Genomic DNA, 22,131 nt, shown 5'->3' with positions numbered 1-22,131 from the left:
CCCCGCCTCACCCCTTCCCGTAGCCGGAGGCGAGCGGCATGCGCAGGCCCAGTGGGGGCGGTGCGGCCAGCGCGTCGGTGACCGGGCGGCTGAAGCGGTGGGGCGGCAGGAGGGTGGCGAGGGCGAAGTGGGCGGTCAGGGCGCGGACCTCGGAGCCGTGGTGGCGGAGGTTGTGGCCGTCGGCGTGGACCTCGAAGCGGCAGACGTCGGGGTTGATCTTCTTGGCGCGTTCGGCGAAGCGGAAGGACAGGTCGGGGTCGTGCACGGCGTCGGCGGTGCCGTGGGCGATCAGGACGTGGCGGTCGATGAGGTGGCGGACCGGGTCCGGCTCGCGGCCGATCGGCAGCCAGGGGGCGAGCGCGATGACGGAGGCCACCGCGTCGTGCCCGCCGGCCCACAGCGCGGCACGGCCGCCGATCCCGATGCCGACCAGGCACAACGGGACGTCACCGTAGCGCCGCAGGGCCTCGTCGGCGGCCCATTCGGCGTCCCGGGCCGGGTGGGCGTGGTGGCCGTTCCAGCCGCGGTTGCCGTAGTGCACGACGTGCGTGACGAGGCCCGCCTCCTGGCCGGCGTGCTGGAGTGCGCGGCTCAGCCGGCGCGCGGCTGCGTTCGCCGCGCGCGAGGCGCCCGCGCGGTCGCCCGCCGGCCGGCCCTCGGGCAGCACGAGCACCACCGCCCGCGCCCCGGAGGCCGGGCCGGTGCCGAACGCGCGGCCCAACCGCGCCCCACGCACAGGTAAAGCTTGCGAAGCCATGGCAAAACCTTGGCAGAAGGATCAGCCAACTCCACCGGACGTGTTGGTCAATCTTCGGTATGGGATCACCACAGGCACTTCACAACCGGTGATCTACGCGCGTAGGCGTTAGAGTCTGCCAATGCAGAACGAGAACGAACACGGTAACGAGAACAGTCCCCACCAGCACGAACACCCGGCCGCGCAGGTCGCGGACACCGCTGTCGCCGCGCGGACCGCCGCCGCACAGGATTCCGGCGCTTCCGGGCCCGCCGCCGCCGGGGCCACCGCTCGCGGCGCGTCGTCGCAGGCCACGCAACCCGGCCCCGGCGCGTCGGCGCGCGGGGCGGCCACCGGTGGCGCCGGGTCCTCGCGGGCCGTGGCCACGCCGGACCGGATCAAGCGGGCGCCGAAGGTGCTGCTGCACGACCACCTGGACGGCGGGCTGCGGCCGGCCACCATCGTCGAACTGGCCCGCGAGAACGGCTACGACGGCCTGCCGGAGACCGATCCGGCCAAGCTCGGCGTCTGGTTCCGCGAGGCGGCGGACTCCGGGTCGCTGCCGCGCTACCTGGAGACGTTCGCCCACACCTGCGCGGTCATGCAGACCCGCGACGCCCTCGTGCGCGTCGCGTCGGAGTGCGCGCGGGACCTGGCCGCCGACGGCGTGGTGTACGCCGAGATCCGCTACGCGCCGGAGCAGCACCTGGAGGACGGCCTGACCCTGGAGGAGGTCGTCGAAGCGGTCAACGAGGGCTTCAGGGACGGCGAACGCCGGGCCGCCGAGGCCGGTTTCCGGATCCGGGTCGGCGCGCTGCTCACCGCGATGCGGCACGCCGCCCGGTCGCTGGAGATCGCCGAACTGGCCAACCGCTACCGGGACCTGGGCGTCGTCGGCTTCGACATCGCCGGCGCCGAGGCCGGCTTCCCGCCCACCCGGCACCTCGACGCGTTCGAGTACCTCAAGCGGGAGAACAACCACTTCACCATCCACGCCGGCGAGGCGTTCGGACTGCCGTCGATCTGGCAGGCGTTGCAGTGGTGCGGCGCCGACCGCCTCGGGCACGGCGTGCGGCTGATCGACGACATCGAGGTGGCCGAGGACGGCACGGTGACGCTCGGGCGGCTGGCGGCGTACGTGCGTGACAAGCGGGTGCCGCTGGAGCTGTGCCCGACCTCCAACCTCCAGACGGGCGCGGCCGCCTCGTACCGCGAGCACCCGATCGGCCTGCTGCGCCGGCTGCACTTCCGCGTCACGCTCAACACGGACAACCGTCTGATGAGCGGCACCGACATGAGCAGCGAATTCGGCCACCTGGTCGACGCCTTCGGCTACACGCTCGACGACATGGAGTGGATCACCGTCAACTCGATGAAGTCAGCATTCATCCCTTTCGATGAACGTCTGGCGATGATCAACGACGTCATCAAGCCGGGATACGCCGAACTGAAGGCGGAGTGGCTGTTCCGCCCGGCGACCGGCCGACCCGCTGTGGCCAGCCCTTCCGCCGGATAACAGGGGTGCGGCGGCGGTCGGGCGGACCGCCGTCAACGAGATCGGACGGCCGGGGTCACGCGACGGACGCGCGGCCCCGGCGGCGTGTTTGCGCCGCGACCGGCACGTGGCTAGCGTCTGCCGAACGTGATCGCTTCGCCACCCGGAGTGATCGGCATGCCCGCCCCCAGGCGGCGGCCGCCGACCGGCGACCGCCATCCGCGACCGGAGTTGACCGCCGCGCCCGACGCCGCGCAACCCGGTCCCGGGCCACCCCAGCCACGTTTCGAGGATGTATTTCGATGAAGAGCGGAACCCTGAAGACCCTCGGTGCCGCCGCACTCGGTGTCGCCTTCGCCGCCGCCGCGGCCGGCACCGCGAGCGCCGCCCCGGCCCTGCCCGCGAACGCCCCCGCCTCCGCCCTCGACTCGCTGACCACCCAGCTGCCGCTGACGCAGGTCACCGGCCTGGTTCCCGGCGCCGCGCAGGCCACCGGCGCGCTCCAGGGCGCGCTGCACAACGTGCCCGCCGCCTTGAGCGGCGGCAAGAACGCCGGCCTCCTCGGCGGCCTGCCGCTCGGCTCCCTCGGCGGCAGCGGCCTCCCGCTGGGCGGCTGACCGCCACCCCGCACGACGCCGACGGGCCGGCCCCTTTCCGGGGGCCGGCCCGTCGGCGTCGCACGGCACGGGAGCGGCCCGGCTACGGCACCAGCTCCACCGGCGCCATGACCGGCGGCGCGGTGGCGTGGGCGGCCGCGTAGGCCTTGCGGGAGAGCTGGCCGATGCCGTGGCGGCGCAGCGCCGCGCGGCCGGCCGGGACGATCGCCAGGTGCGCCAGCACCACCCCGGCGGCGTTCAGCAGCACCGCGTCGGTGTCGAAGACCTGGCCGGCCACTCCGTCACGTACCACCTCGGCGGCGAACGCCAGCATCAGCCCGCCGAACGCGGTCCGGGCGAACGACCCCAGCGGCGAGGCGTCCACCCGGCCGCCGACCACCGGCAGCAGGACGCCGAGCGGCGCCAGCAGCAGCAGCTCGCCGCCCAGGTGTTCGGTCGCACCGCGCGCGCCGAGCGCCAGGTAGGCGCGGATGGTGTGCAACGGGGTCATGCTGCCCGCTGCCACCCACGGGCCCGACATCGAGTGTTGCGCGAACCAGTAGACGGCCGTCAGGTGCAGCAGCATCAGCACCGCACCCCCCGGGCGCGACCACTGGAGAATCCGCTGGGGCCATTCACCCCGGCCCGCGACGGCCGACCGGCCGGCGGGGAGCACGTCTGGCTGCACGTGGGGAAGGACGCGTTCCGCACGGCGGCGGTTCCAGCGCCGTCCGGCCCGCCCCTCGCTCCGCCCGCGCACCGGTCAGCCCACCGGGGTGCCGGCTGTCGGGCCGGCGTCGGGGTTGGTGCGCAGCGCTTCGTCACAGGTGTAACTGCGCGGTGCGATCTTCGGGTCGAGGCCGCCCAGCAGCACCGGGTGCCCGGTGCCGCCCGACAGGGCGCCGGCGAACGTGCACACCAGCTGCCCGACCGCGTACGCCGGCAGGGAGTCGGGCGGTTCGCTCAGCCGCCAGGTCGACGCCGGGTCGCTGCCGTCCGCGGGCAGCACCATCAGGCCGCCGGGCATCTCGGAGGCGAAGCCGCCCTTCTCCTCCGCCGCGTCCGGGGGCTGTTCCAGCTCGGCCAGCAGCACCTGCGCCAGCCGCAGCCCCTTCCCCATCCGCGGCAGCGTCCGGCTCACCGGGAAGAGCCGCCCGCCGCACACCAGGTAGACCTGCACGTTGAGCCGGTGCGTCCCGGCGCGGGCCGGCGCGGCCGCCGGCAGCACGCAGGTGCCGCGGGTGGGCGCGGCGCCGGCGTCGACCGGCACCGCGGTGGCCCGGATACCGCAGCCGGACAGCGCGGCGCCCAGCGCCAGCACCGCCGATCCGCCGGCCAGCAGCCGGGTGCGACGCCTCATGCCCGCCCTCCGTCGGTCGCGCCGCCGCCGGGCACCGTGCCGCCGGCCGGGCCCGCCGGGCCTGCGGGGCCGGCCGGGTCGTCGGGGTCGGCCTCGTCCGGCGCGGCATCCGGGTCCGGCGGGATCGGCAGCCGCAGGGTGAACTCCGCGCCGCCGCCCGGCCGGTTGGCGGCGGTGATGAAGCCGTGGTGGATGCGGGCGTTCTCCGTGGCGATCGATAGGCCCAGGCCGCTGCCCTCGGACCGGGCCCGGGAGGCGTCGGCCTTGTAGAACCGGTCGAAGACGTGCGGCAGGACGTCCTCCGGGATGCCGGGACCGTTGTCCGCGACCCGGATGACCAGCTCCCGCCCGGTGCCGTCCGCACCGGCCGCCTCCCGCACCCGGTCCGACACCGGCGCGGTGCGCACGGTCACCCGCACCGGGGCGCCGCCGTGCTTGAGGGCGTTGCCGATCAGGTTGGCCATGACGACGTCCAGCCGCCGCGGGTCCAGCCGCACCAGGATGCCGCGCGGCGCGTCGAGGTCGACGGAGTCCAGCCAGGCGCGCGCGTCCATGCAGGCGGTCACCATGTCGGACACGTCGACCTCGTCGGCGCGCAGCCGGGCGGTGCCGGCGTCGAACCGGGTGACCTCCATGAGGTTCTCCACCAGGTCGCCCAGCCGCCGGGTCTCGGTGACCACCAGCCGGACCGCCGGTGCCATCATCGGGTCGAGGGAGTCCGCCTCGTCCTCCAGGACCTCCGTCACCGCGGTGATGGCGGTCAGCGGGGTGCGCAGCTCGTGCGACATGTCGGCGACGAACCGCCGTGACGCCGCCTCCCGCGCGCTCAGCTCCTCCACCCGGCGCTGCAACGCCTCCGCCGCGCTGTTGAACGTGCCGGACAGCTCGGCGAGTTCGTCGGTGCCGGTCACCCGCAGCCGGGTGTCGAGATGGCCCTCGCCCAGCCGCCGGGCCGCGTCGCCCAGCCGCCGCACCGGCCGCAGCACGGTGGACGCCGCCGCCTGCGCCAGCAGCGCCGCGCCGATCAGCGCCAGCAGGGTGGCGATCCCCAGCGACCAGGCCAGCGACGACAGGTCGGAGCGTTCCGCCGCCAGCGACTTGAACATGTAGCCGGTCGGCCCGCCGCCGGCCAGCCGCGCCCCGCCGACCAGGTACGGCCGGCCGCCGACCGTGGTGCGCTGCCAGTACAGGTGGTACGTGTCCTTGTTGCCGTCGGTCAGCGGCCGGGCCCGGCCCACCGCGTCCCGCAGCGTCTTCGGCACCAGCGTGAGCGAGAACGCCGCCGGGTCGGGCACCGCCTGGCAGGAGCCGGAGACCAGCAGCACCGCGTACTCCTGGGTGCCCTGCGCCATCCGGGCCGCCGCCTGCCGCAGTTCGTCGCAGGGCGGGGTGGCCGGCAGCGTGCCGGCGTTGCGCGACATCGAGGCGCGGAAGTCGTCCAGCGAGGAGTTCTGCGCCCGGGTCAGCACCGCGTCCCGGTTCAGCCAGTACGCGATCCCCGAAACCGACAGCGCCGCGGTCAGCGCCACCGCCGCGAAGACCGCCACCAGCCGCAGCCGCAGGCTGCCGAACCGCAGCCGGCCGGCCCAGCCGTTCGCGTTGCGTATGGTCACGCCGGGGCGTCCAGCCGGTAGCCGACGCCGCGGACCGTGCGGATCAGCTTCGGCGCGGACGGCACGTCCTCCACCTTGGCCCGCAGCCGCTGCACGCACGCGTCGACCAGGCGCGAGTCGCCCAGGTAGTCGTGCTCCCACACCAGGCGCAGCAACTGCTGGCGCGACAGCGCCTGGCCGGGCCGGCGGCTCAGCTCCAGCAGCAGCCGCAGCTCGGTCGGCGTCAGCTGGAGGTCCTGCCCGTCCTTGGTCACCGTCATCGCCGACCGGTCGATCACGATGGCGCCGAACGCCACCGCGTCACTGCTGTCGCGCTCACCGCGCCGCAGCACCGCCCGGATCCGGGCGTCCAGCACCCGTGGCTGGATCGGCTTGATCACGTAGTCGTCGGCACCGGACTCCAGGCCGACGACGATGTCGATGTCGTCGCTGCGCGCGGTCAGCAGGATGATCGGCAACTGGTCGGTCCGCCGGATGCGCCGGCACACCTCGAACCCGTCGATCCCCGGCAGCATGACGTCCAGCACGATCAGGTCCGGGCGCTGCTCGCGCAGCCGCTCCAGACCCTCCTCGCCGGACGCAGCGGCCACCACGCGGTGGCCCTGCCGGGTGAGCGCGAGTTCGAGGCCGGTACGGATCGCGTCGTCGTCCTCGATGAGCAACAGGAAGGGCACTGGAGCATTGTGGCCTACGACGGCCGGTGGCGCTGTGACGGTGCTGTGACACTCGCCGGACACCCCCATGAAACTGATCCGACAGTCTTTCTGTCACGGCGGTACACCACCGCCGGAAAACGTCAGAAGCTGGTCCACCCACGGGGGTCAACGATGAGCACTACGCACACCACGGCCTCCGCCACGGCGAGCCGGCCCAGGCCGCGTACCGCCGCCGGGTGGAACGAGGGACTGTCCGGTGCCGCCAGTGGGCGGGGGTGCGCACGCGGCACCGGACGCAACACCGTCGCCACCGTCCAGCAGCGGCACCGCACCGCGGGACGGCTGACGCCGATCGAGGGCGGTGCCGTCGGGACCGCCGCCGTCACCGCGGCCCGCGCCACGACCCGCGCCGGCGGCAACGAGGCGGACTTCACCGCCTACGTCACCGAGCGCCGCGCCTCGCTGTACGCCACCGCCTACCACCTCACCGGCGACCGCCACGAGGCCGAGGACCTGCTCCAGACCGCGCTGTTCTCCACCTACCGCGCCTGGGACCGGATCAGCGACAAGGCGGCCGTCGGCGGGTACCTGCGCCGCACGATGACCAACCTGCACATCAGCGCCTGGCGGCGGCGCAAGCTCAACGAGTACCCGACCGAGGAACTGCCCGAGACGCCCGGCGACGGCGACGCGATGAGCGGCACCGAACTGCGCGCGGTGCTGTGGCAGGCGCTCGCCAAGCTGCCGGAGACCCAGCGCACCATGCTGGTCCTGCGGTACTACGAAGGCCGTACCGACCCGGAGATAGCCGACATCCTCGGCATCAGCATCGGCACGGTCAAGAGCAGCATCTGGCGCTCGCTGCGCCGCCTGCGCGAGGACCAGGCCCTCTCCCAGGGCCGCGACGAGGACGAGGCCTTCGGCGAACTGGTCGCCTGAGACCGGCGTGCCCGGCGGAGAGCACCGCAGGCCGACCGGGACCAGCAGGGAACAACGGGGGCCACAGGACCCGGGGCCGCGATCCGAGGGGGACGCGGTCCCGTGGGGGAGATCCCGGGCGACCGGGAGACGGGGGACCCCGGGGAAACCCGGGGGCACGGGGCCCGGGGAGACCCGGGAAGCGGGGGGACGGGCAACCCTGATGGGGATCAGGGGGCCCGGGGGAAAGACGGGGAACCGAGGGGGATCGGGGACCCGGGGGGAAACGGCTCGGGGGAGCCGGCCGGAACCACCGGGGGGTGGTGGGCGGGGGCGCGGTCGTCATGACCGCGCCCCCGTCGGCGTTCGTGGCGGGTGGCGGATGGCGTGCGGCCCGGCGCGCTCGGCCCACTCACCGCCGCGTCGATCCGGCCCGCCACGTCGATCCGTCCGCCGCGCCGATTCCGTCCGCCGCAGCGATCCAGCCTGCTACGTCGATCCGGCCCGCCGCGGCGATCCCTGCCCTCCGCCTATCCGCCGACCGGTACGACCGGTGTGTGGCACGCGCGGATGCGGTCCAGGGCGGCCGGGTGGGCGCACGGGGTGGCGCCCAGCGCGGTCTGCCGGGTGACGATGCCGCGTTCGGCGCGCATCAGCCGCCAGCCGCGGCGCACCAGGAACGGCCAGGACTTGCGGCCCTCGCGCAGATCGCGCCGCAGCCGGCGCCACGCGGTGACCGACGGCCGCCCGCGCAGGCAGACCGCGTCGGCGAGCAGGCCGCCCGCCCGGCAGCGGGTGACGATCTCGGCGGCGAAGATGCCCTCGGCCACGAAGACGGCGGCGCCGCCGAGTTCGAACGCGGTCGAGCCGACGACGCCGGAGGTGGCGATGTCGTACACCGGCACCTGGGTGCGGCCGGTGCGGGCCAGCGAGCCGATGGCGGCGAGCGCGGCGTCGGCGTCCCAGGACAGCGGCGAGTCCCAGTCGGTGCCGCCGCCGTGCGGCAGGGCGGGCAGCGTGGGATCGCCGGCGCACTTGTAGAAGTCGTCGAGGTTGAGCACCGGCAGGCCGGTGCGGCGGGCGAGTGAGGTCTTCCCGGAGCCGGACGGCCCGGCGAGCAGGATGACGCGGGCGACGGTGGGCGCGGAGGCGGTGTCGTCATCGAGGGTCACGGGAAACCAGTCTGACGTATCCGGCGCGCGGAAGCGCTGGTGGACCGACGGTGATCGCTCCACTACGCTGTGTGCCGCCCTGTGTTGTGTCCGCAATGCCCGCATTGCCGGGCTGATCAGGTAGGTCGCCATGTCGTTCCGCACCCCCGCCGCCCACGCGGCCCCCAAGCCCGCCAGCCGGGCGCTGCTGCGCGCCGCACTCGTCCTGTCGGCGGCCGGCGCGGCCCTGTCCGTCGGGGCGGGGGCCTCGCAGGCGGCCCAACTCCCCGGCGCCGGCGGGGCGCTGACCGGTGCGGTCAGCGGGCTGGCCGAGAGCATCGGCCCGGTCAAGCACCTCCGGCTCGACCCGCTGGCGGGCACCCCGGTCGACCTGCTGACCAACGGGGTGGGCACCCAGATCGCCGACTTCAAGCCGATCGGCACCCGGACGCTCACCCAGCCGATCACCGACGGCGACTCGCTGTCCCAACTGCCGCTGATCGGCCCGCTGACCGCCCTGATCCCCGGCTGACCGCTCCGAATCCCCCGGCCCCCGGCCGGCCGTGGCAACGTCAACGGGCCCGGAAGCGGTGCTTCCGGGCCCGTTGACGCCCTGGTCGGACCCTGATCGGGTACCGGATCGTCTTCGTCAGACCCCGATCGGGTGCCAGACCGTCTTCGTCTCCAGGAACGCCAGCAGGCGCCCGGTGCCCGGGTCGGCGGTCCAGTCCTCGGCGCGCGGTCGCAGGACCCGCTTGAGGTTGTCCGCCGCCGCGATCTCCAGCTCCCGGGCCAGGTCGCCGTCCGCGCCGGTCAGGTCGATCGCGTTGACATCGCTGTGTGCGGCCAGGTGCGGGCCGATCTCCGCCGCCGTGCCGGACAGCAGGTTGACCACGCCGCCGGGCAGGTCCGAGGTGGCCAGTACCTCTCCGAGCGACAGGGCGGGCAGCGGCGCGCGGTGCGAGGTCACCAGCACGGCGGCGTTGCCGGTGGCGATCACCGGCGCCAGCACCGAGACGAGGCCGAGGAACGAGGAGTCCTGCGGCGCCAGCACCGCGACGACGCCGGTCGGTTCGGGGGAGGAGAGGTTGAAGAACGGTCCGGCCACCGGGTTGGAACCCCCGGCGACCTGCGCGATCTTGTCGGTCCAGCCCGCGTACCAGACCCAGCGGTCGATCGCCGCGTCCACCGCGGCCGCCGCCCCGGCCGGCGACAGGCCCTCGCCGCCGGCCACCTCGCGCACGAACTGCTCGCGCCGGCCCTCCAGCATCTCCGCGATCCGGTAGAGGATCTGGCCCCGGTTGTACGCGGTCGCCCCGGCCCAGCCGCCGAAGGCCTTGCGTGCCGCGCTCACCGCGTCGCGGGCGTCCTTGCGGGAGGCGAGCGGGGCGTTGGCCAGCCACGCGCCCTGGGAGTCGGACACCTCGTACACCCGCCCGCTCTCGGACCGGGGGAACTTCCCCCCGACGAACAGCTTGTAGGTCTTGAAGACGGACAACCGCTCGGCGACCGCCGGCCCGGCGGACTTCTTCCCGGACTCCGGGGCGCCCTTGGAGCCCGGCGCGCTCTTGGACCCCGTGGTCTTCCCGGACTCCGAGGAGCTCTTGGCTCCTGAGATCTTCCTGGAATCCGACGTCTTCCCGGACTGCGAGGAGCTCTTGGACTCCGACGAGTTCTTGGACTGTCGCTCAGACGACATCGAGATACGCCTCCAGACCGTGCCGTCCGCCCTCGCGGCCGTAACCGGACTCCTTGTAGCCGCCGAACGGCGAGGTCGGGTCGAACTTGTTGAACGTGTTGGCCCACACCACGCCGGCCCGCAGCCGGTCGGCCATCCACAGGATGCGCGAGCCCTTCTCGGTCCAGATGCCGGCCGACAGCCCGTAGGGGGTGTTGTTGGCCTTCTCCACCGCCTCGGCCGGGGTGCGGAAGGTCAGCACCGACAGCACCGGGCCGAAGATCTCCTCGCGGGCGATGCGGTGCGCCTGGGTGACGCCGGTGAACAGCGTCGGCGCGAACCAGTAGCCGGCCGACGGCAGTTCGCACGCCGGGGCCCAGCGCTCCGCGCCCTCCGCCTCGCCGGCCGCGGTCAGTTCGGTGATCCGGGCCAGCTGCTCGGCGGAGTTGATCGCGCCGATGTCGGTGTTCTTGTCCAGCGGATCGCCGACCCGCAGGGTGGACATCCGGCGCTTGAGGGCGTCGAGCACCTCGTCGCGCACCGACTCCTGGACCAGCAGCCGCGAACCGGCGCAGCACACGTGGCCCTGGTTGAAGAAGATGCCGTTGACGATGCCCTCGACGGCCTGGTCGACCGGCGCGTCGTCGAAGACGATGTTGGCCGCCTTGCCGCCCAGCTCCAGGGTGACCTTCTTGCGGGTGCCGGCCACCGTGCGGGCGATCGCCTTGCCGACCTCCGTCGAGCCGGTGAACGCGACCTTGTCGACGCCGTCGTGCCCGACCAGCGCGGCGCCGGTTTCGCCGTCACCGGTGAGGATGTTGACGACCCCCTTCGGCAGTCCGGCCTGGCGGCAGATGTCGGCGAAGAACAGCGCCGACAGCGGCGTGGTCTCGGCCGGCTTGAGCACCACGGTGTTGCCGCAGGCCAGCGCCGGCGCGACCTTCCACGCCAGCATCAGCAGCGGGAAGTTCCACGGGATGACCTGCGCGGCGACGCCCAGCGGGCGCGGGTCCGCGCCGAACCCCGCATGCTGGAGCTTGTCGGCCCAGCCGGCGTAGTAGAAGAAGTGCGCGGCCACCAGCGGCAGGTCCACGTCACGCGACTCGCGGATCGGCTTGCCGTTGTCCAGCGACTCCAGCACCGCCAGCTCGCGGCTGCGCTCCTGGATGATCCGGGCGATCCGGAACAGGTACTTGGCACGCTCGGTGCCCGGCAGCGCCGACCAGCCGGTGAACGCCGTGCGGGCGGCCCGCACCGCCGCGTCCACGTCGGCCGCGCCGGCCTGCGCGACCTCGGCGAGCACCTCCTCGCTGGACGGCGACAGCGACTTGAAGACCCGCCCGTCCGCGGCCTCGCGGAACTCGCCGTCCACGAACAGCCCGTAGGACGGCGCCAGGTCCACCACCGCCCGCGACTCGGGCGCCGGCGCGTACTCGAATACCGATGACATCTTGTCCATGAGGGTCTCAGTCCACCGTCACGTAGTCGGGACCGGAGTACCGGCCGGTGCTCAGTTTCTGCCGCTGCATCAGCAGGTCGTTCAGCAGGCTGGACGCGCCGAAGCGGAACCAGTCCGGGCTGAGCCAGTCGTCGCCGACCGTCTCGTTCACCATCACCAGGTACTTGATCGCGTCCCTGGAGGTGCGGATGCCGCCGGCCGGCTTGACGCCCACCTGCACGCCGGTGGTGTCGCGGAAGTCGCGGACCGCCTCCAGCATCAGCAGGGTGTTGGCGGGTGTGGCGTTGACGGCGACCTTGCCGGTCGAGGTCTTGATGAAGTCCGCGCCGGCCAGCATCGTCAGCCACGAGCAACGGCGGATGTTGTCGTACGTGGACAGCTCGCCGTTCTCGAAGATCACCTTCAGGTGCGCCGCGCCGCCGTCCGGCCGCGCGCACGCCTGCTTGACCGCCCTGATCTCCTCGAAGACCTCCATGTACCGGCCGGACAGGAACGCGCCGCGGTCGATGACCATGTCGATCTCGTCGGCGCCGGCCGCCACCGCGTCGGCGACGTCCGCCAGTTTCACCGACCGCGCCGCCCGGCCGGCCGGGAAGGCGGTGGCCACCGACGCGACGTGGATGCCGGAGTCGCCCAGCGCGTCCTTGGCGATCCGCGCCATGTCGGGGTACACGCAGATCGCGGCGACCTTCGGCGCACTGCGGTCGGTCGGGTCGGGGCTGACGCCCTTGGCGCACAGCGACCGCACCTTGCCGGGGGTGTCGGCACCCTCCAGCGTCGTCAGGTCGATCATCGAGATCGCCAGGTCGATGGCGAACGCCTTCGCCGTCGTCTTGATCGAACGGGTGCCGAGCATCGCGGCCCGGGCCTCCAGGCCGACCGCGTCCACGCCGGGCAACCCGTGCAGGAAGCGGCGCAGCGCGGCGTCCGAGGCGGTCACGTCCGCCAGCGTGGCCAGCCGGGCCGCGGCGTCCGGCCCATGCGCGGGCACCGTCGGCAGGCCGGAGGGGGCGGTGAGAGGGGACAGTGGGGACATGGTCACCACCCGAGCATATCTACGCGCGTAGCGACATGTCACCCCGGGGGGTTTCTCTGTTTGTCGGGTGAACGCCCACCGGCCGCACCGCGTTCGCCGACCGGCCGCACCCGCACACCCCACCGTCGACCAGCCGCCCGCACCCCACCGTCGACCGGCCAACCCTCACCCCGCCGTGCCCGGCGGAGCCGTCCGGCGGGGTCAGACCGTGTTCACCACGATGAGCGCGATCAGGCCGAGCGCGGCGGGGACGTAGACCGGCCAGGCCCAGCGCTGGGTGATCTCGCCCTGGGCCTGCGGGGCGGCGGAGTGCAGTTCGACGAGGTCGCGCAGCGCGATAACGGCCTGGTCGGAGGAGGCGAGCACCGGTTCCGCGGCGGGGGTCACGTGGCGTACGCGGGTGCGGCCGAAGAGTCCGGGCGGGCCGTCCGGCACCATCGTGCGGGTGCTGCGGCGGTCGGCGCGCTTGCGGGCCCGCATCGAGACCGGCACCGCCCACAGCTGGTACTTCTTGCCGCCCGCGAAGACCTCCGTGGAGTACTTCGCCTCCACCGACTCCACCCGCGCCAGCGGGATCGTCACCGTGCGGAACGGGTTGCGGACCAGCATGCGCTTGTCGCTGACGTACACCACCGGCCGTACGGTGAACGCGATCACCAGCGGCGCGGCCAGCAGCATCCCCGACAGCGCGACCCACGGCGTGCGCCCGGGCCCGTGCAGTGCCGCGTCGGTGACCAGCCACACCCCGAAGATCAGCAGCAGCACGCCGCCGAAGACGCCCATCGGGGACCGGAAGGCCCGGTCGGCGTACGCGGATTGCTCGGGAGGCTGGGGACTCGGGGTCGGGCTCGTCATACTTCCGATTCTGCATGACCGGCCCCGGCGGCCTCCGCCGACCCGAGGTTTCGGTATCGCATCAATGCGGCGCCCCGCCGGGACGGCGGTACGTCCCGGGTACGCCCGCGCCCCGGACCGCCCCCGGCCCCGCCCCGCGCCGCGGCCCCCGCGTACCGTCGCCGCGGGCCGGGCCGCCGGCGTTCCGCCCGCCCGGTTCCCCCGACACCCCCCGCGAGGGGCGCACGACACCGTATGACTGGGAGGCGGCACAGGTTCGTATGACATACGGAGACGGCACGTGACGGCGCATTCCTACCGGAGGTCAGCATGAGAACGGCGACGGCGACGAAGGACCCGGCCCGCGGCGGCGGGCGGACGCGGGCCGGTGAGGTCGCGGGCCACGCCGTGGCCGGCCCCGGCGGGCACGGACCGGTGCCGTGCCCCGGCGCCCCGCGCGGCGCGGACTGCGGACGGCACCGGGGCGGTGTGCGCCGGTGAGCGATCCGCGAACCGGCTGGACCCGGCGGCTCGGCGGCTACCTGATGCGGCACCGCCGGGACGTCCTCCTCGCGCTCGGCGCGGCGGTCCTGGGCAGCGTCGGGCAGACCGCCGTCCCGCTGATCGCCCGCCAGATCATCGACCAGGTGATCGTCGCCCACACCTCGCCGCTGTGGCCGTGGCTGACGCTGCTGATCGCGGCGGCCGTCGTGACGTTCGCGCTGGCGTACCTGCGGCGCTACCGCGGCGGGCGGGTCGGGCTCGCCGTGCAGTACGACCTGCGCAACGCCATGCACGACCACCTCCAGACGATGGACCTGCAAAGCCTCGACCGGATGTCGACCGGCCAGCTCGTGGCGCGGGCCAACTCCGACTCCGCGCTCGTGCAGGCCCTGCTGAACTTCCTGCCGCTGCTGAGCGGCAACGTGATCCTGATGGTGCTGTCGCTGGGCGTGATGATCTACCTCTCGCCGCCGCTGGCGGTGGTGAGCGTCGTGGTGCTGCCGGGGCTGTTCGCCGTGGCGTACCGGATGCGGCGCCGGATCTTCCCGGCCACCTGGGACGCCCAGCAGCGCGAGGGCGAACTCGCGCAGATCGTCGACGAGGACGTCAACGGCGTGCGCGTCGTCAAGGCGTTCGGCCAGGAGGAGCGCGAGGCGCACCGGATCGTCGGCGCCGCCCAGACCCTGTACGGGTCGCGGATGCGCGGAGTGCGCCTCCAGTCGCGCTACCAGCCGCTGCTGGAGGCGATCCCGGCCTTCGCCCAGGTCGCGATCCTCGCCCTGGGCGGCTGGCTGGCCCTGCACCACCACATCAGCCTGGGCACCTTCCTGGCCTTCTCCACCTACGTGGCGCAGTTCACCGCGCCGGCCCGCCAGCTCGCCAACATCCTCACCGTCGCCCAGCAGGCCAGGGCCGGCGTGGAGCGGATCTTCCAGCTGCTGGACCTGGAGCCGGCGATCACCGACGCGCCGGACGCGATCGAACTGCCGGACCCGCGCGGCGAGATCGTCTTCCGCGACGTCCACTTCGCCTACGACGGGTCCAACCCGGTCCTGCGCGGGTTCGACCTGCGCGTCGGCGCCGGCGAACGCGTGGCGCTGGTCGGTTCCAGCGGCAGCGGCAAGTCCACCGTGGCCGCCCTCGTCTCCCGCCTGCGCGACCCCGACCGCGGCAGCGTCACCATCGACGGCCACGACCTGCGCTCGGTCACCCTGCGGTCGCTGCGCCGCCGGATCGGCGTGGCCTTCGAGGACAGCTTCCTGTTCTCCGACACCGTCCGGGCCAACATCGCCTACGGCCGCCCCGGCGCCGGCGAGGAGGAGATAACGGCGGCGGCGCGGGCCGCAGCGGCGCACGACTTCATCACCGGCCTGCCCCGCGGCTACGACACCCCCGTCGGCGAACGCGGGCTCACGCTGTCCGGCGGGCAGCGCCAGCGCATCGCCCTGGCGCGGGCGATCCTGGCCGACCCGGCCGTACTCGTCCTGGACGACGCCACCAGCGCGGTCGACGCCCGCACCGAGCAGGCCATCCACGACGCCCTGCGCGGCATCCTCGCCGACCGCACGACGCTGCTGATCGCGCACCGCCTGTCCACGCTGCACCTGGCGGACCGGATCGTCGTCGTGGAGGACGGGCGCGTCCTGGAACAGGGCACCCACAGCGAACTCACCGGGCGCAGCGCCGTCTACCGGTCCCTGCTGTCCGGGCTGGAGGACGAGGCGCGCGACGCGGCCGGCGACCGGGTCGAGGCGCTGGCCGCGGTGGCCGGCGACGTGACCGCGGTGACCGACGCGGCCTGGCGCTCCCCGGCCCCGGCCGCGGCCCCCGGCCGCCTCACCCCGGCCGCCGGGCCCGCCGCCGGCGCCCCCAGCCTCGGGTCGGGCCTGGGAGGTGGCGGCGGCCGGCGGCGCAGCCTGGCCGCCACCCCCGAACTCCTCGCCCAGGTCGCCGCGCTGCCCCCGGTACGGGACGTCGCCGCGGTGGACTTCGAACGCGAGGCACGCCACGACCGGCGTTTCACGCTGCTCGGGCTGCTGGGCGCGTTCCGCCGTCCGCTGCTGACCGGGCTCGTCCTCGTCGTCCTCGACGCGCTGGCCGGACTGGCCGGCCCCTACCTGGTCAAGACCGGCGTCGACAGCGGCGTGACGCAGGGCTCGACCGCCGCGCTGTTCGCCGCCTCCGGGCTGCTGCTCGCCGTCACCCTGGCCGACCTGGCCGACCAGGTCGGCGCGACGTTCGTGACCGGCCGGGCGGCCGAACGCGTCATGCTGTCGCTGCGGATCAGGATCTGGGCGCAGTTGCAGCGGCTGTCGCTGGACTACTACGAACGCGAGATGGCCGGCCGGATCATGACCCGGATGACCACCGACGTCGACCAGTTCGAATCGCTGGTCGAGAACGGGCTGCTGTCGGCCCTGGTGTCGTTCGTCACCTTCGTCGGGGTGGGCCTGGCCCTGGTGCTGATCAACTTCGACCTCGGCCTGGCGACCCTGACCGTCGCCGTCCCGCTCGCCGTCGCCACCGTGCTGTTCCGGCGGCGCGCCACCGTGCTCTACGACCAGTCCCGGGACCGGATCGCGGTGGTCAACGCCGACTTCCAGGAGAGCCTGTCGGGGGTGCGCGAGGCGCAGGCGTTCACGCACGAGCCGGCCACCGTCGAGCACTTCCACCAGCTGGGACGGCACTACCTGCGGTCCCGGGTGGCCGCGCAGCGGCTGGTGGCCGTCTACTTCCCGTTCGTGCAGTTCCTGTCCGCCATCGCCGACGCGATCGTGCTCGGCGTCGGCGCCGGCCTGGTCGCCTCCGGGCACCTGACCACGGGCACGCTGATCGCGTTCCTGCTGTACATCGACATGTTCTTCTCGCCCATCCAGCAGCTGTCGCAGGTCTTCGACTCCTGGCAGCAGACCCGGATCTCGGTCAACCGGATCGCCGAGCTGATGGCGCTGGAGACGCTGACCCCCGACGTCCCCGACGCCGTGCGGCCCGGCCGGCTGACCGGCGCGATCACCATGACCGGCGTGCGCTTCTCCTACCCCGCGCCGCCGGAACGCCCGCAGCGGCAGGTCAGGGGCCCGGCCGACGCGCGGCTGTCCTACGCGGCCGAGGTGCTGCCCGCCAAGCCGCCGGAGGCGCTGCGCGACATCGACCTGCGGCTGGCCGCCGGGGAGACCCTGGCGCTCGTGGGGGAGACCGGCGCCGGCAAGTCGACCATGATGAAGCTGCTCGCGCGCTTCTACGACCCCGACGGCGGCCTGGTCCGCTTCGACGGCCACGACCTGCGCTCGCTGGAGCTGAACGGCTTCCGCACCCAACTCGGCTACGTACCGCAGGAGGCGTTCCTGTTCAGCGGCACGGTCCGCGACAACATCGCCTACGGGCGGCCGCAGGCACCGGACCACCGGGTCGAGGCGGCGGCCCGGGCGGTCGGGGCACACGACTTCATCGCCTCGCTGCCGGCCGGCTACCGCACCCCGATCGCCGAACGCGGCAAGTCGCTGTCCTCCGGGCAGCGGCAGCTGATCGCGCTGGCCCGCGCCGAACTGGTCGACCCGGCCGTGCTGCTGCTCGACGAGGCCACGTCCAACCTCGACCTCGCCACCGAGGCCCTCGTCACCGCCGCCATGCGCAACCTGTCGCGCCGGCGCACCACGGTCATCATCGCCCACCGCCTCCAGACCGCCAGGGCGGCCGACCGCATCGCCGTCCTCGACCACGGCACCATCGCCGAGATCGGTACCCACGAGGAACTGCTCGCGGCCGGCGCCGGCTACGCCGCGATGTGGCAGGCGTTCGAACAGCTCGGCACCGGCGGCTGACCGACCGGCCGGCCCCCGCCCGCGGTCGCGCCGGCCACCGCGGGCGGGGGGAGGTCCGGCCGGGGAGCCCGCATCGGCGAACGGCGAACGGCGAACGGCGAACGGCGAACGGCGAACGGCGAACGGCGAACGGGGGCCGGTGCACGGCAACCGGCAACCGGCGACTCGGGGGAGCGGCGGACCGGCGGCCCGGAGACCGGCGGACCGGTGACCGGTGGGCCGGTGACCGCTGGGCCGAGCGCGTCAGGCCGGGAGGGACTCCGCGGGGTCCCGGTGCCGGCCGGGGTCGGGGGCGCGCAGGGTGCGCACGTCGCGGGAGAGCAGCGCCGCGACGGTGGCCAGTACCGTCAGCACCGCGCAGCCCGCCAGCGTGCGGTACAGGCCGAAGGCCACCGCGGCCGGACCGGCCACCAGCGTGCCCAGCGGGGCGAACGCCAGCGGGCCGAACACGTCGTACGCGCTGACCCGGCCCAGCACCTCGTCCGGGATCTCCCGCTGCATCGTCGCCGCCCACAGCGCCCCGAAGACGTCGGTCGCCACCCCGACGCCGAAGTTCGCCCCGCACACCCACCACACCGGCGCCCGCACCGCCAGCAGTGCCATCGGCAGCGCGACCGGGAACATCGCCACCACCGCCACCAGGATCGGCCGCCGCACCCGCAGCCGCAGCGCCACCCCGGCGCCCACCAGCGTGCCCAGCGCCTGCGCGCCCACGACGTAGGACCAGCCCCGGGCGCCGCCCAGGCCCCGTTGCGCCGCCAGCGGACCCAGCACCCCGTTGACCGCCGACATCGCGGCCACCAGGAATGCGAACTGCGCGACCACCACCCACAGCCACTGCCGGCGGGCGAACTCCCGCCAGCCGTCGCGCAGATCGGCCCGGCCCGACGAGGCGGCCCGCGGCCGGGCGGTCACCCGCAGCCCGCGCACCAGCAGCGCGCTGGCCAGGTACGAGGCCGCGTTGATCGCCAGCGCCCAGCCCGGCCCCAGCAGCGCGACCACCAGGCCGGACAGCGACAGGCCCAACAGCGTCGCGCCGTTCTGGAAGATCCGCAGCGTCGCGTTGGCCCGTTGGAGGCGGTCGGCCCGCACCAGCAGCGGCACGACGCTGGCCATCGCCGGCCAGAACAGCGCCGTGCCGGTGCCCGCCACCGCCGTCAGCAGGCACATCGCCGGCAGCGGCGCGTGCCGGGTCAGCACCATGACCGCCAGACCCGCGTAGGCCGGGCCGCCCAGCAGGTCGGAGACCACCATCAGCCGCGACCGCGACATCCGGTCCGCGACCACCCCGCCGCCCAGGACGAACGTCACCTGCGGCAGCGCCAGGCAGCACTGCACCAGCGACAGCCGCCCGGCCGACGCCCCCGGCAGCGCCAGCACCGCGAACGCCAGCGCGACGCGGGCGAAGGCGCTGCCCAGCACGGAGACGGTTCTCGCGGACACCAGCAGCACGAAGCGCCGGTCCCGCAGCAGCGATGACGACGCGTCGAGGGGCGGGGGCACGCGCCGGACCCTACGCGAGCGCGCCCCGCCCCGCCTGCGGTTTTCCGCCCCGCGCCGTTACAGCCCGGCGGCCTGCGACAGGTCCCGCTTCAAGGCGTGCAGCACCTCGTCCGCCGCCGCCCGGGCCTGCCGCGCCGTCGTCGACCCGGCCACCGGGACGACCACTTCGAGGTAGCACTTGATCTTCGGCTCGGTGCCGCTGGGCCGCACGATGACCCGCGCACCGCTGACCGCGCCCTCACCGGTGAGGTGGTAGCGCAGGCCGTCGGTCGGCGGCAGCCCGCCCGCGCCCCGCGACAGATCCTCCGCCGACGCGACCTTCAGGCCCGCCAGCACGGTCGGCGGACTCTCGCGCAGCCGCGCCATCACCGCGCCGATCAGCGACAGGTCGGCCACCCGCACCGACAACTGGTCGGTGGCGTGCAGCCCGTGAGCCGCCGCCAGCTCCTCCAGCAGGTCCGGCAGCGACCGGCCCTGCGCCTTCAGCCCGGCCGCCAGCTCCGCGATCATCAGCGCCGCCGTCACGCCGTCCTTGTCCCGCACCCCGTCCGGGTCGACGCAGTACCCCAGCGCCTCCTCGAACCCGAACGCCAGACCGGGCACCCGGGCGATCCACTTGAAGCCGGTCAGCGTCTCCTCGTAGGCCAGCCCGGCCCCCGCCGCGATCCGCGACAGCAGCGAGGAGGAGACGATCGACGTCGCCAGCGTGCCGCGCCGGCCCCGGCCCACCAGGTGCGCCGCCAGCAGCGCGCCCACCTCGTCGCCGCGCAGCATCCGCCAGCCGCCGGCCGCCGCCGGGTCCGGCACCGCCACCGCGCAGCGGTCCGCGTCCGGGTCGTTGGCGATGACGATGTCCGGCCCCGCCGCCCGCGCGCAGTCGAACGCCAGGTCCATCGCCCCCGGCTCCTCCGGGTTGGGGAAGGCCACCGTGGGGAAGTCCGGGTCCGGCGCGCCCTGGGCCGGCACCACCGACGGCGCCGGGAACCCGGCCCGTTCGAACGCGTCCAGCAGCGTGTCGCGGCCCACCCCGTGCATCGGGGTGTACACCACCGACAGGTCGCGCGGCCCGGCCTCCTCCACCACGGACGCCGCCCGGTTCAGGTAGGCGTCCAGCACGTCGTCGCCCAGCGTCCGCCAGCCGGACTCCGGCCGCGGCACGTCGGCCAGCGCCCGCACCGCCTCGATCCGTTCGGCGATCAGCGCGTCGGCCGGCGGCACGATCTGGGAACCGTCGCCCAGGTAGACCTTGTACCCGTTGTCCGTCGCCGGGTTGTGGCTGGCGGTCACCATGACACCGGCGACCGCGCCCAGGTGGCGGATCGCGAACGCCAGCACCGGCGTCGGCAGCGCCGACGGCAGCACCGCGGCGCGCAGACCGGCCCCGGTCATCACGGCCGCCGTGTCCACCGCGAAGTCGTACGACTTGTACCGGGCGTCGTACCCGACGACGACCAGCCCGCCGCCCGCGCCCTGCGCGTCCAGGTACGCCGCCAGGCCCGCCGCCGCCCGGATGACGACGGCCCGGTTCATCCGCATCGGCCCGGCGCCCAGCTCGCCGCGCAGGCCGGCGGTGCCGAACTGGAGCGTCCCGCAGAACCGCTCCACCAGGTCGGCCCGCGCCTGCGCGACGTCGCCCTGCGGGGCTTGCGGGTTCCGGGGGTCCCGCGCGGCCTGCGGGTCCGGCTGCGCCGCGTCGAGCAGCGCGGCCAGCTCCTCGCGGGTCTGCGGATCGGGATCCTCCGCGAGCCAGGCCCGCGCCCGGGACAGCGTCTCGTCGAGTTCCATGGCTAACTCCTGTGGGGGCGAGTCGGTGAGCGGGACGGCGAACGGGCCTGCGAGGAGCGGGCCCCGCGCGCAGCGGGGCCGGGGGTCGGGTCAGATGCGGTCGAGCACGCGGGCCAGCAGAGCGCCCATCCGGCTGGCCGACTCGCGGCCGGCCTCCAGGACCTCGGCGTGGTTCAGCGGCTCACCGGTCATACCGGCGGCCAGGTTGGTCACCAGCGAGATGCCGAGCACCTCCGCGCCCGCCTCCCGGGCCGCGATCGCCTCCAGCGTCGTGGACATGCCCACCAGGTCCCCGCCGATCGCCCGGACCATGCCGATCTCGGCCGGCGTCTCGTAGTGCGGGCCGGGCAGCTGCACGTACACGCCCTCGGTCAGCTCCGGGTCCACCTGCCGGCACAGCTCCCGCAGCCGCGGCGAGTACAGGGCGGTCAGGTCGACGAAGTTCGCGCCCTCGATCGGCGACGTCGCCGTCATGTTGATGTGGTCGCTGATCAGCACGGCCTCGCCCGGCCGGAACGTCGGACGCAGACCACCGCAGCCGTTCGTCAGCACGATCGTCCTGCATCCGGCCGCCACAGCGGTCCGCACCCCGTGCACGACGGTCGCCACGCCGTGGCCCTCGTACAGGTGGTTGCGGCCCAGGAAGACCAGCGCGCGCTTGCCGCCGATCGTGACGGAACGGATCTTGCCCGCGTGTCCCGCGACCGCCGGCGGCGGGAAGCCCGGCAGGTCCGTCACGGAGAACTCGCTGTCGGGCACGCCGAGCGCGTCGGCCGCCGGAACCCACCCGGAGCCCATCACCAGCGCGACGTCATGACTCTCCGCGCCGGTCAGCTCGCGCAGGCGTTGGGCGGCCACGTCTGCGGCGGCGTAGGGGCTCGGGGGTACGGATACGGAAGCGGTCACGCGGATGAGGGTAACGGAGGATTGCCTACGCGCGTAGAAGCCCCCCGTCTCCGACGGTTGCGGGGGGGGGGGGTACTTCC

At 74.2% G+C, this 22,131-nt stretch carries 18 protein-coding genes; 5 read left to right on the top strand and 13 right to left on the bottom strand.

Going from position 1 to position 22,131, the window contains the following annotated elements:
* Nucleotides 1-7: 7 nt before the first annotated feature.
* A complete protein-coding gene (locus POF43_RS32420) occupies nucleotides 8-757 on the bottom strand; it encodes a dienelactone hydrolase family protein (protein ID WP_271324463.1) in 750 nt (249 codons plus the stop codon).
* A gap of 121 nt (nucleotides 758-878) precedes the next feature.
* Here POF43_RS32420 and POF43_RS32415 point away from each other — a divergent pair, with 121 nt between their 5' ends.
* Nucleotides 879-2,252, top strand: a complete 1,374-nt coding sequence (locus POF43_RS32415; protein ID WP_271324464.1) for an adenosine deaminase — start codon at nucleotides 879-881, stop codon at nucleotides 2,250-2,252.
* 281 nt (nucleotides 2,253-2,533) lie between these two features.
* Nucleotides 2,534-2,848, top strand: a complete 315-nt coding sequence (locus POF43_RS32410; RefSeq protein ID WP_271324465.1) for a hypothetical protein — start codon at nucleotides 2,534-2,536, stop codon at nucleotides 2,846-2,848.
* A gap of 82 nt (nucleotides 2,849-2,930) precedes the next feature.
* On the opposite strand, the gene POF43_RS32405 is transcribed toward POF43_RS32410, so the two are convergent.
* The 4 genes from POF43_RS32405 to POF43_RS32390 form a co-directional block, all read right to left on the bottom strand.
* Entirely contained in the window at nucleotides 2,931-3,413 is a 483-nt protein-coding gene (locus POF43_RS32405) for a VanZ family protein (RefSeq protein WP_271324466.1), read from the bottom strand.
* Between the two features lie 177 nt (nucleotides 3,414-3,590).
* Nucleotides 3,591-4,187, bottom strand: coding sequence for a hypothetical protein (locus tag POF43_RS32400; protein WP_271324467.1), 597 nt, complete (start codon nucleotides 4,185-4,187; stop codon nucleotides 3,591-3,593).
* Nucleotides 4,184-5,800 carry an ATP-binding protein gene (locus POF43_RS32395; protein WP_271324468.1) on the bottom strand — a complete coding sequence of 539 codons (1,617 nt, stop codon included), beginning with the start codon at nucleotides 5,798-5,800 and terminating at the stop codon, nucleotides 4,184-4,186. Before POF43_RS32395 ends, POF43_RS32400 begins: the two co-directional genes overlap by 4 nt.
* Complete coding sequence (locus POF43_RS32390) at nucleotides 5,797-6,474, bottom strand: response regulator (RefSeq protein WP_271317379.1); 678 nt, start codon at nucleotides 6,472-6,474, stop codon at nucleotides 5,797-5,799. The genes POF43_RS32395 and POF43_RS32390 overlap by 4 nt, the downstream gene beginning before the upstream one ends.
* Nucleotides 6,475-6,627: 153 nt before the next feature.
* Here POF43_RS32390 and POF43_RS32385 point away from each other — a divergent pair, with 153 nt between their 5' ends.
* Nucleotides 6,628-7,395 carry a SigE family RNA polymerase sigma factor gene (locus POF43_RS32385; protein WP_271324469.1) on the top strand — a complete coding sequence of 256 codons (768 nt, stop codon included), beginning with the start codon at nucleotides 6,628-6,630 and terminating at the stop codon, nucleotides 7,393-7,395.
* 509 nt (nucleotides 7,396-7,904) lie between these two features.
* On the opposite strand, the gene POF43_RS32380 is transcribed toward POF43_RS32385, so the two are convergent.
* Entirely contained in the window at nucleotides 7,905-8,546 is a 642-nt protein-coding gene (locus POF43_RS32380; RefSeq protein ID WP_271324888.1) for a uridine kinase family protein, read from the bottom strand.
* A gap of 130 nt (nucleotides 8,547-8,676) precedes the next feature.
* Between POF43_RS32380 and POF43_RS32375 the strand changes: the two genes are divergently transcribed.
* The gene (locus tag POF43_RS32375) at nucleotides 8,677-9,057 is read left to right on the top strand and encodes a hypothetical protein (protein ID WP_271316987.1); all 381 of its coding nucleotides are present in this window, start codon (nucleotides 8,677-8,679) and stop codon (nucleotides 9,055-9,057) included.
* Between the two features lie 117 nt (nucleotides 9,058-9,174).
* Here POF43_RS32375 and POF43_RS32370 read toward each other — a convergent pair whose 3' ends face one another.
* The 4 genes from POF43_RS32370 to POF43_RS32355 form a co-directional block, all read right to left on the bottom strand.
* Nucleotides 9,175-10,224: an aldehyde dehydrogenase family protein gene (locus POF43_RS32370; RefSeq protein WP_271324889.1), complete on the bottom strand. Its 1,050-nt coding sequence runs from the start codon at nucleotides 10,222-10,224 to the stop codon at nucleotides 9,175-9,177.
* Nucleotides 10,214-11,662 (bottom strand): aldehyde dehydrogenase family protein, encoded by a 1,449-nt coding sequence (locus POF43_RS32365; protein ID WP_372516181.1) that lies wholly within the window; start codon nucleotides 11,660-11,662, stop codon nucleotides 10,214-10,216. The genes POF43_RS32370 and POF43_RS32365 overlap by 11 nt, the downstream gene beginning before the upstream one ends.
* Before the next feature lie 7 nt (nucleotides 11,663-11,669).
* Nucleotides 11,670-12,698 carry a deoxyribose-phosphate aldolase gene (gene deoC, locus POF43_RS32360; RefSeq protein WP_271324891.1) on the bottom strand — a complete coding sequence of 343 codons (1,029 nt, stop codon included), beginning with the start codon at nucleotides 12,696-12,698 and terminating at the stop codon, nucleotides 11,670-11,672.
* A gap of 201 nt (nucleotides 12,699-12,899) precedes the next feature.
* Entirely contained in the window at nucleotides 12,900-13,553 is a 654-nt protein-coding gene (locus tag POF43_RS32355; RefSeq protein WP_271316989.1) for a PH domain-containing protein, read from the bottom strand.
* Between the two features lie 476 nt (nucleotides 13,554-14,029).
* On the opposite strand from POF43_RS32355, the gene POF43_RS32350 reads away from it, so the two are divergent.
* Nucleotides 14,030-17,857 (top strand): ABC transporter ATP-binding protein, encoded by a 3,828-nt coding sequence (locus POF43_RS32350; RefSeq protein ID WP_308217787.1) that lies wholly within the window; start codon nucleotides 14,030-14,032, stop codon nucleotides 17,855-17,857.
* A gap of 243 nt (nucleotides 17,858-18,100) precedes the next feature.
* On the opposite strand, the gene POF43_RS32345 is transcribed toward POF43_RS32350, so the two are convergent.
* The 3 genes from POF43_RS32345 to POF43_RS32335 form a co-directional block, all read right to left on the bottom strand.
* Entirely contained in the window at nucleotides 18,101-19,360 is a 1,260-nt protein-coding gene (locus POF43_RS32345; RefSeq protein ID WP_271324259.1) for an MFS transporter, read from the bottom strand.
* 57 nt (nucleotides 19,361-19,417) lie between these two features.
* Entirely contained in the window at nucleotides 19,418-21,145 is a 1,728-nt protein-coding gene (locus tag POF43_RS32340) for a phospho-sugar mutase (protein WP_271324258.1), read from the bottom strand.
* A gap of 90 nt (nucleotides 21,146-21,235) precedes the next feature.
* Nucleotides 21,236-22,057, bottom strand: a complete 822-nt coding sequence (locus POF43_RS32335) for a purine-nucleoside phosphorylase (protein WP_271315956.1) — start codon at nucleotides 22,055-22,057, stop codon at nucleotides 21,236-21,238.
* Nucleotides 22,058-22,131: the final 74 nt, after the last annotated feature.

Origin of the sequence: Streptantibioticus silvisoli, assembly GCF_027947535.2 — a bacterium.
Taxonomy (GTDB): domain Bacteria; phylum Actinomycetota; class Actinomycetes; order Streptomycetales; family Streptomycetaceae; genus Streptantibioticus_C; species Streptantibioticus_C silvisoli.
The sequence above is the reverse complement of the archived record's forward strand: the minus strand, read 5'-3'. Positions and strand labels throughout refer to the sequence as shown.

What these genes read in the sequence shown, in the direction of transcription:
- POF43_RS32420 (WP_271324463.1), bottom strand. Translation starts at nt 757, where the DNA reads ATGGCTTCGCAAGCTTTACCTGTGCGTGGGGCGCGGTTGGGCCGCGCG.
- POF43_RS32415 (WP_271324464.1), top strand. Translation starts at nt 879, where the DNA reads ATGCAGAACGAGAACGAACACGGTAACGAGAACAGTCCCCACCAGCAC.
- POF43_RS32410 (WP_271324465.1), top strand. Translation starts at nt 2,534, where the DNA reads ATGAAGAGCGGAACCCTGAAGACCCTCGGTGCCGCCGCACTCGGTGTC.
- POF43_RS32405 (WP_271324466.1), bottom strand. Translation starts at nt 3,413, where the DNA reads ATGCTGCTGCACCTGACGGCCGTCTACTGGTTCGCGCAACACTCGATG.
- POF43_RS32400 (WP_271324467.1), bottom strand. Translation starts at nt 4,187, where the DNA reads ATGAGGCGTCGCACCCGGCTGCTGGCCGGCGGATCGGCGGTGCTGGCG.
- POF43_RS32385 (WP_271324469.1), top strand. Translation starts at nt 6,628, where the DNA reads ATGAGCACTACGCACACCACGGCCTCCGCCACGGCGAGCCGGCCCAGG.
- POF43_RS32375 (WP_271316987.1), top strand. Translation starts at nt 8,677, where the DNA reads ATGTCGTTCCGCACCCCCGCCGCCCACGCGGCCCCCAAGCCCGCCAGC.
- POF43_RS32370 (WP_271324889.1), bottom strand. Translation starts at nt 10,224, where the DNA reads ATGTCGTCTGAGCGACAGTCCAAGAACTCGTCGGAGTCCAAGAGCTCC.
- POF43_RS32365 (WP_372516181.1), bottom strand. Translation starts at nt 11,662, where the DNA reads ATGGACAAGATGTCATCGGTATTCGAGTACGCGCCGGCGCCCGAGTCG.
- deoC (WP_271324891.1), bottom strand. Translation starts at nt 12,698, where the DNA reads ATGTCCCCACTGTCCCCTCTCACCGCCCCCTCCGGCCTGCCGACGGTG.
- POF43_RS32355 (WP_271316989.1), bottom strand. Translation starts at nt 13,553, where the DNA reads ATGACGAGCCCGACCCCGAGTCCCCAGCCTCCCGAGCAATCCGCGTAC.
- POF43_RS32340 (WP_271324258.1), bottom strand. Translation starts at nt 21,145, where the DNA reads ATGGAACTCGACGAGACGCTGTCCCGGGCGCGGGCCTGGCTCGCGGAG.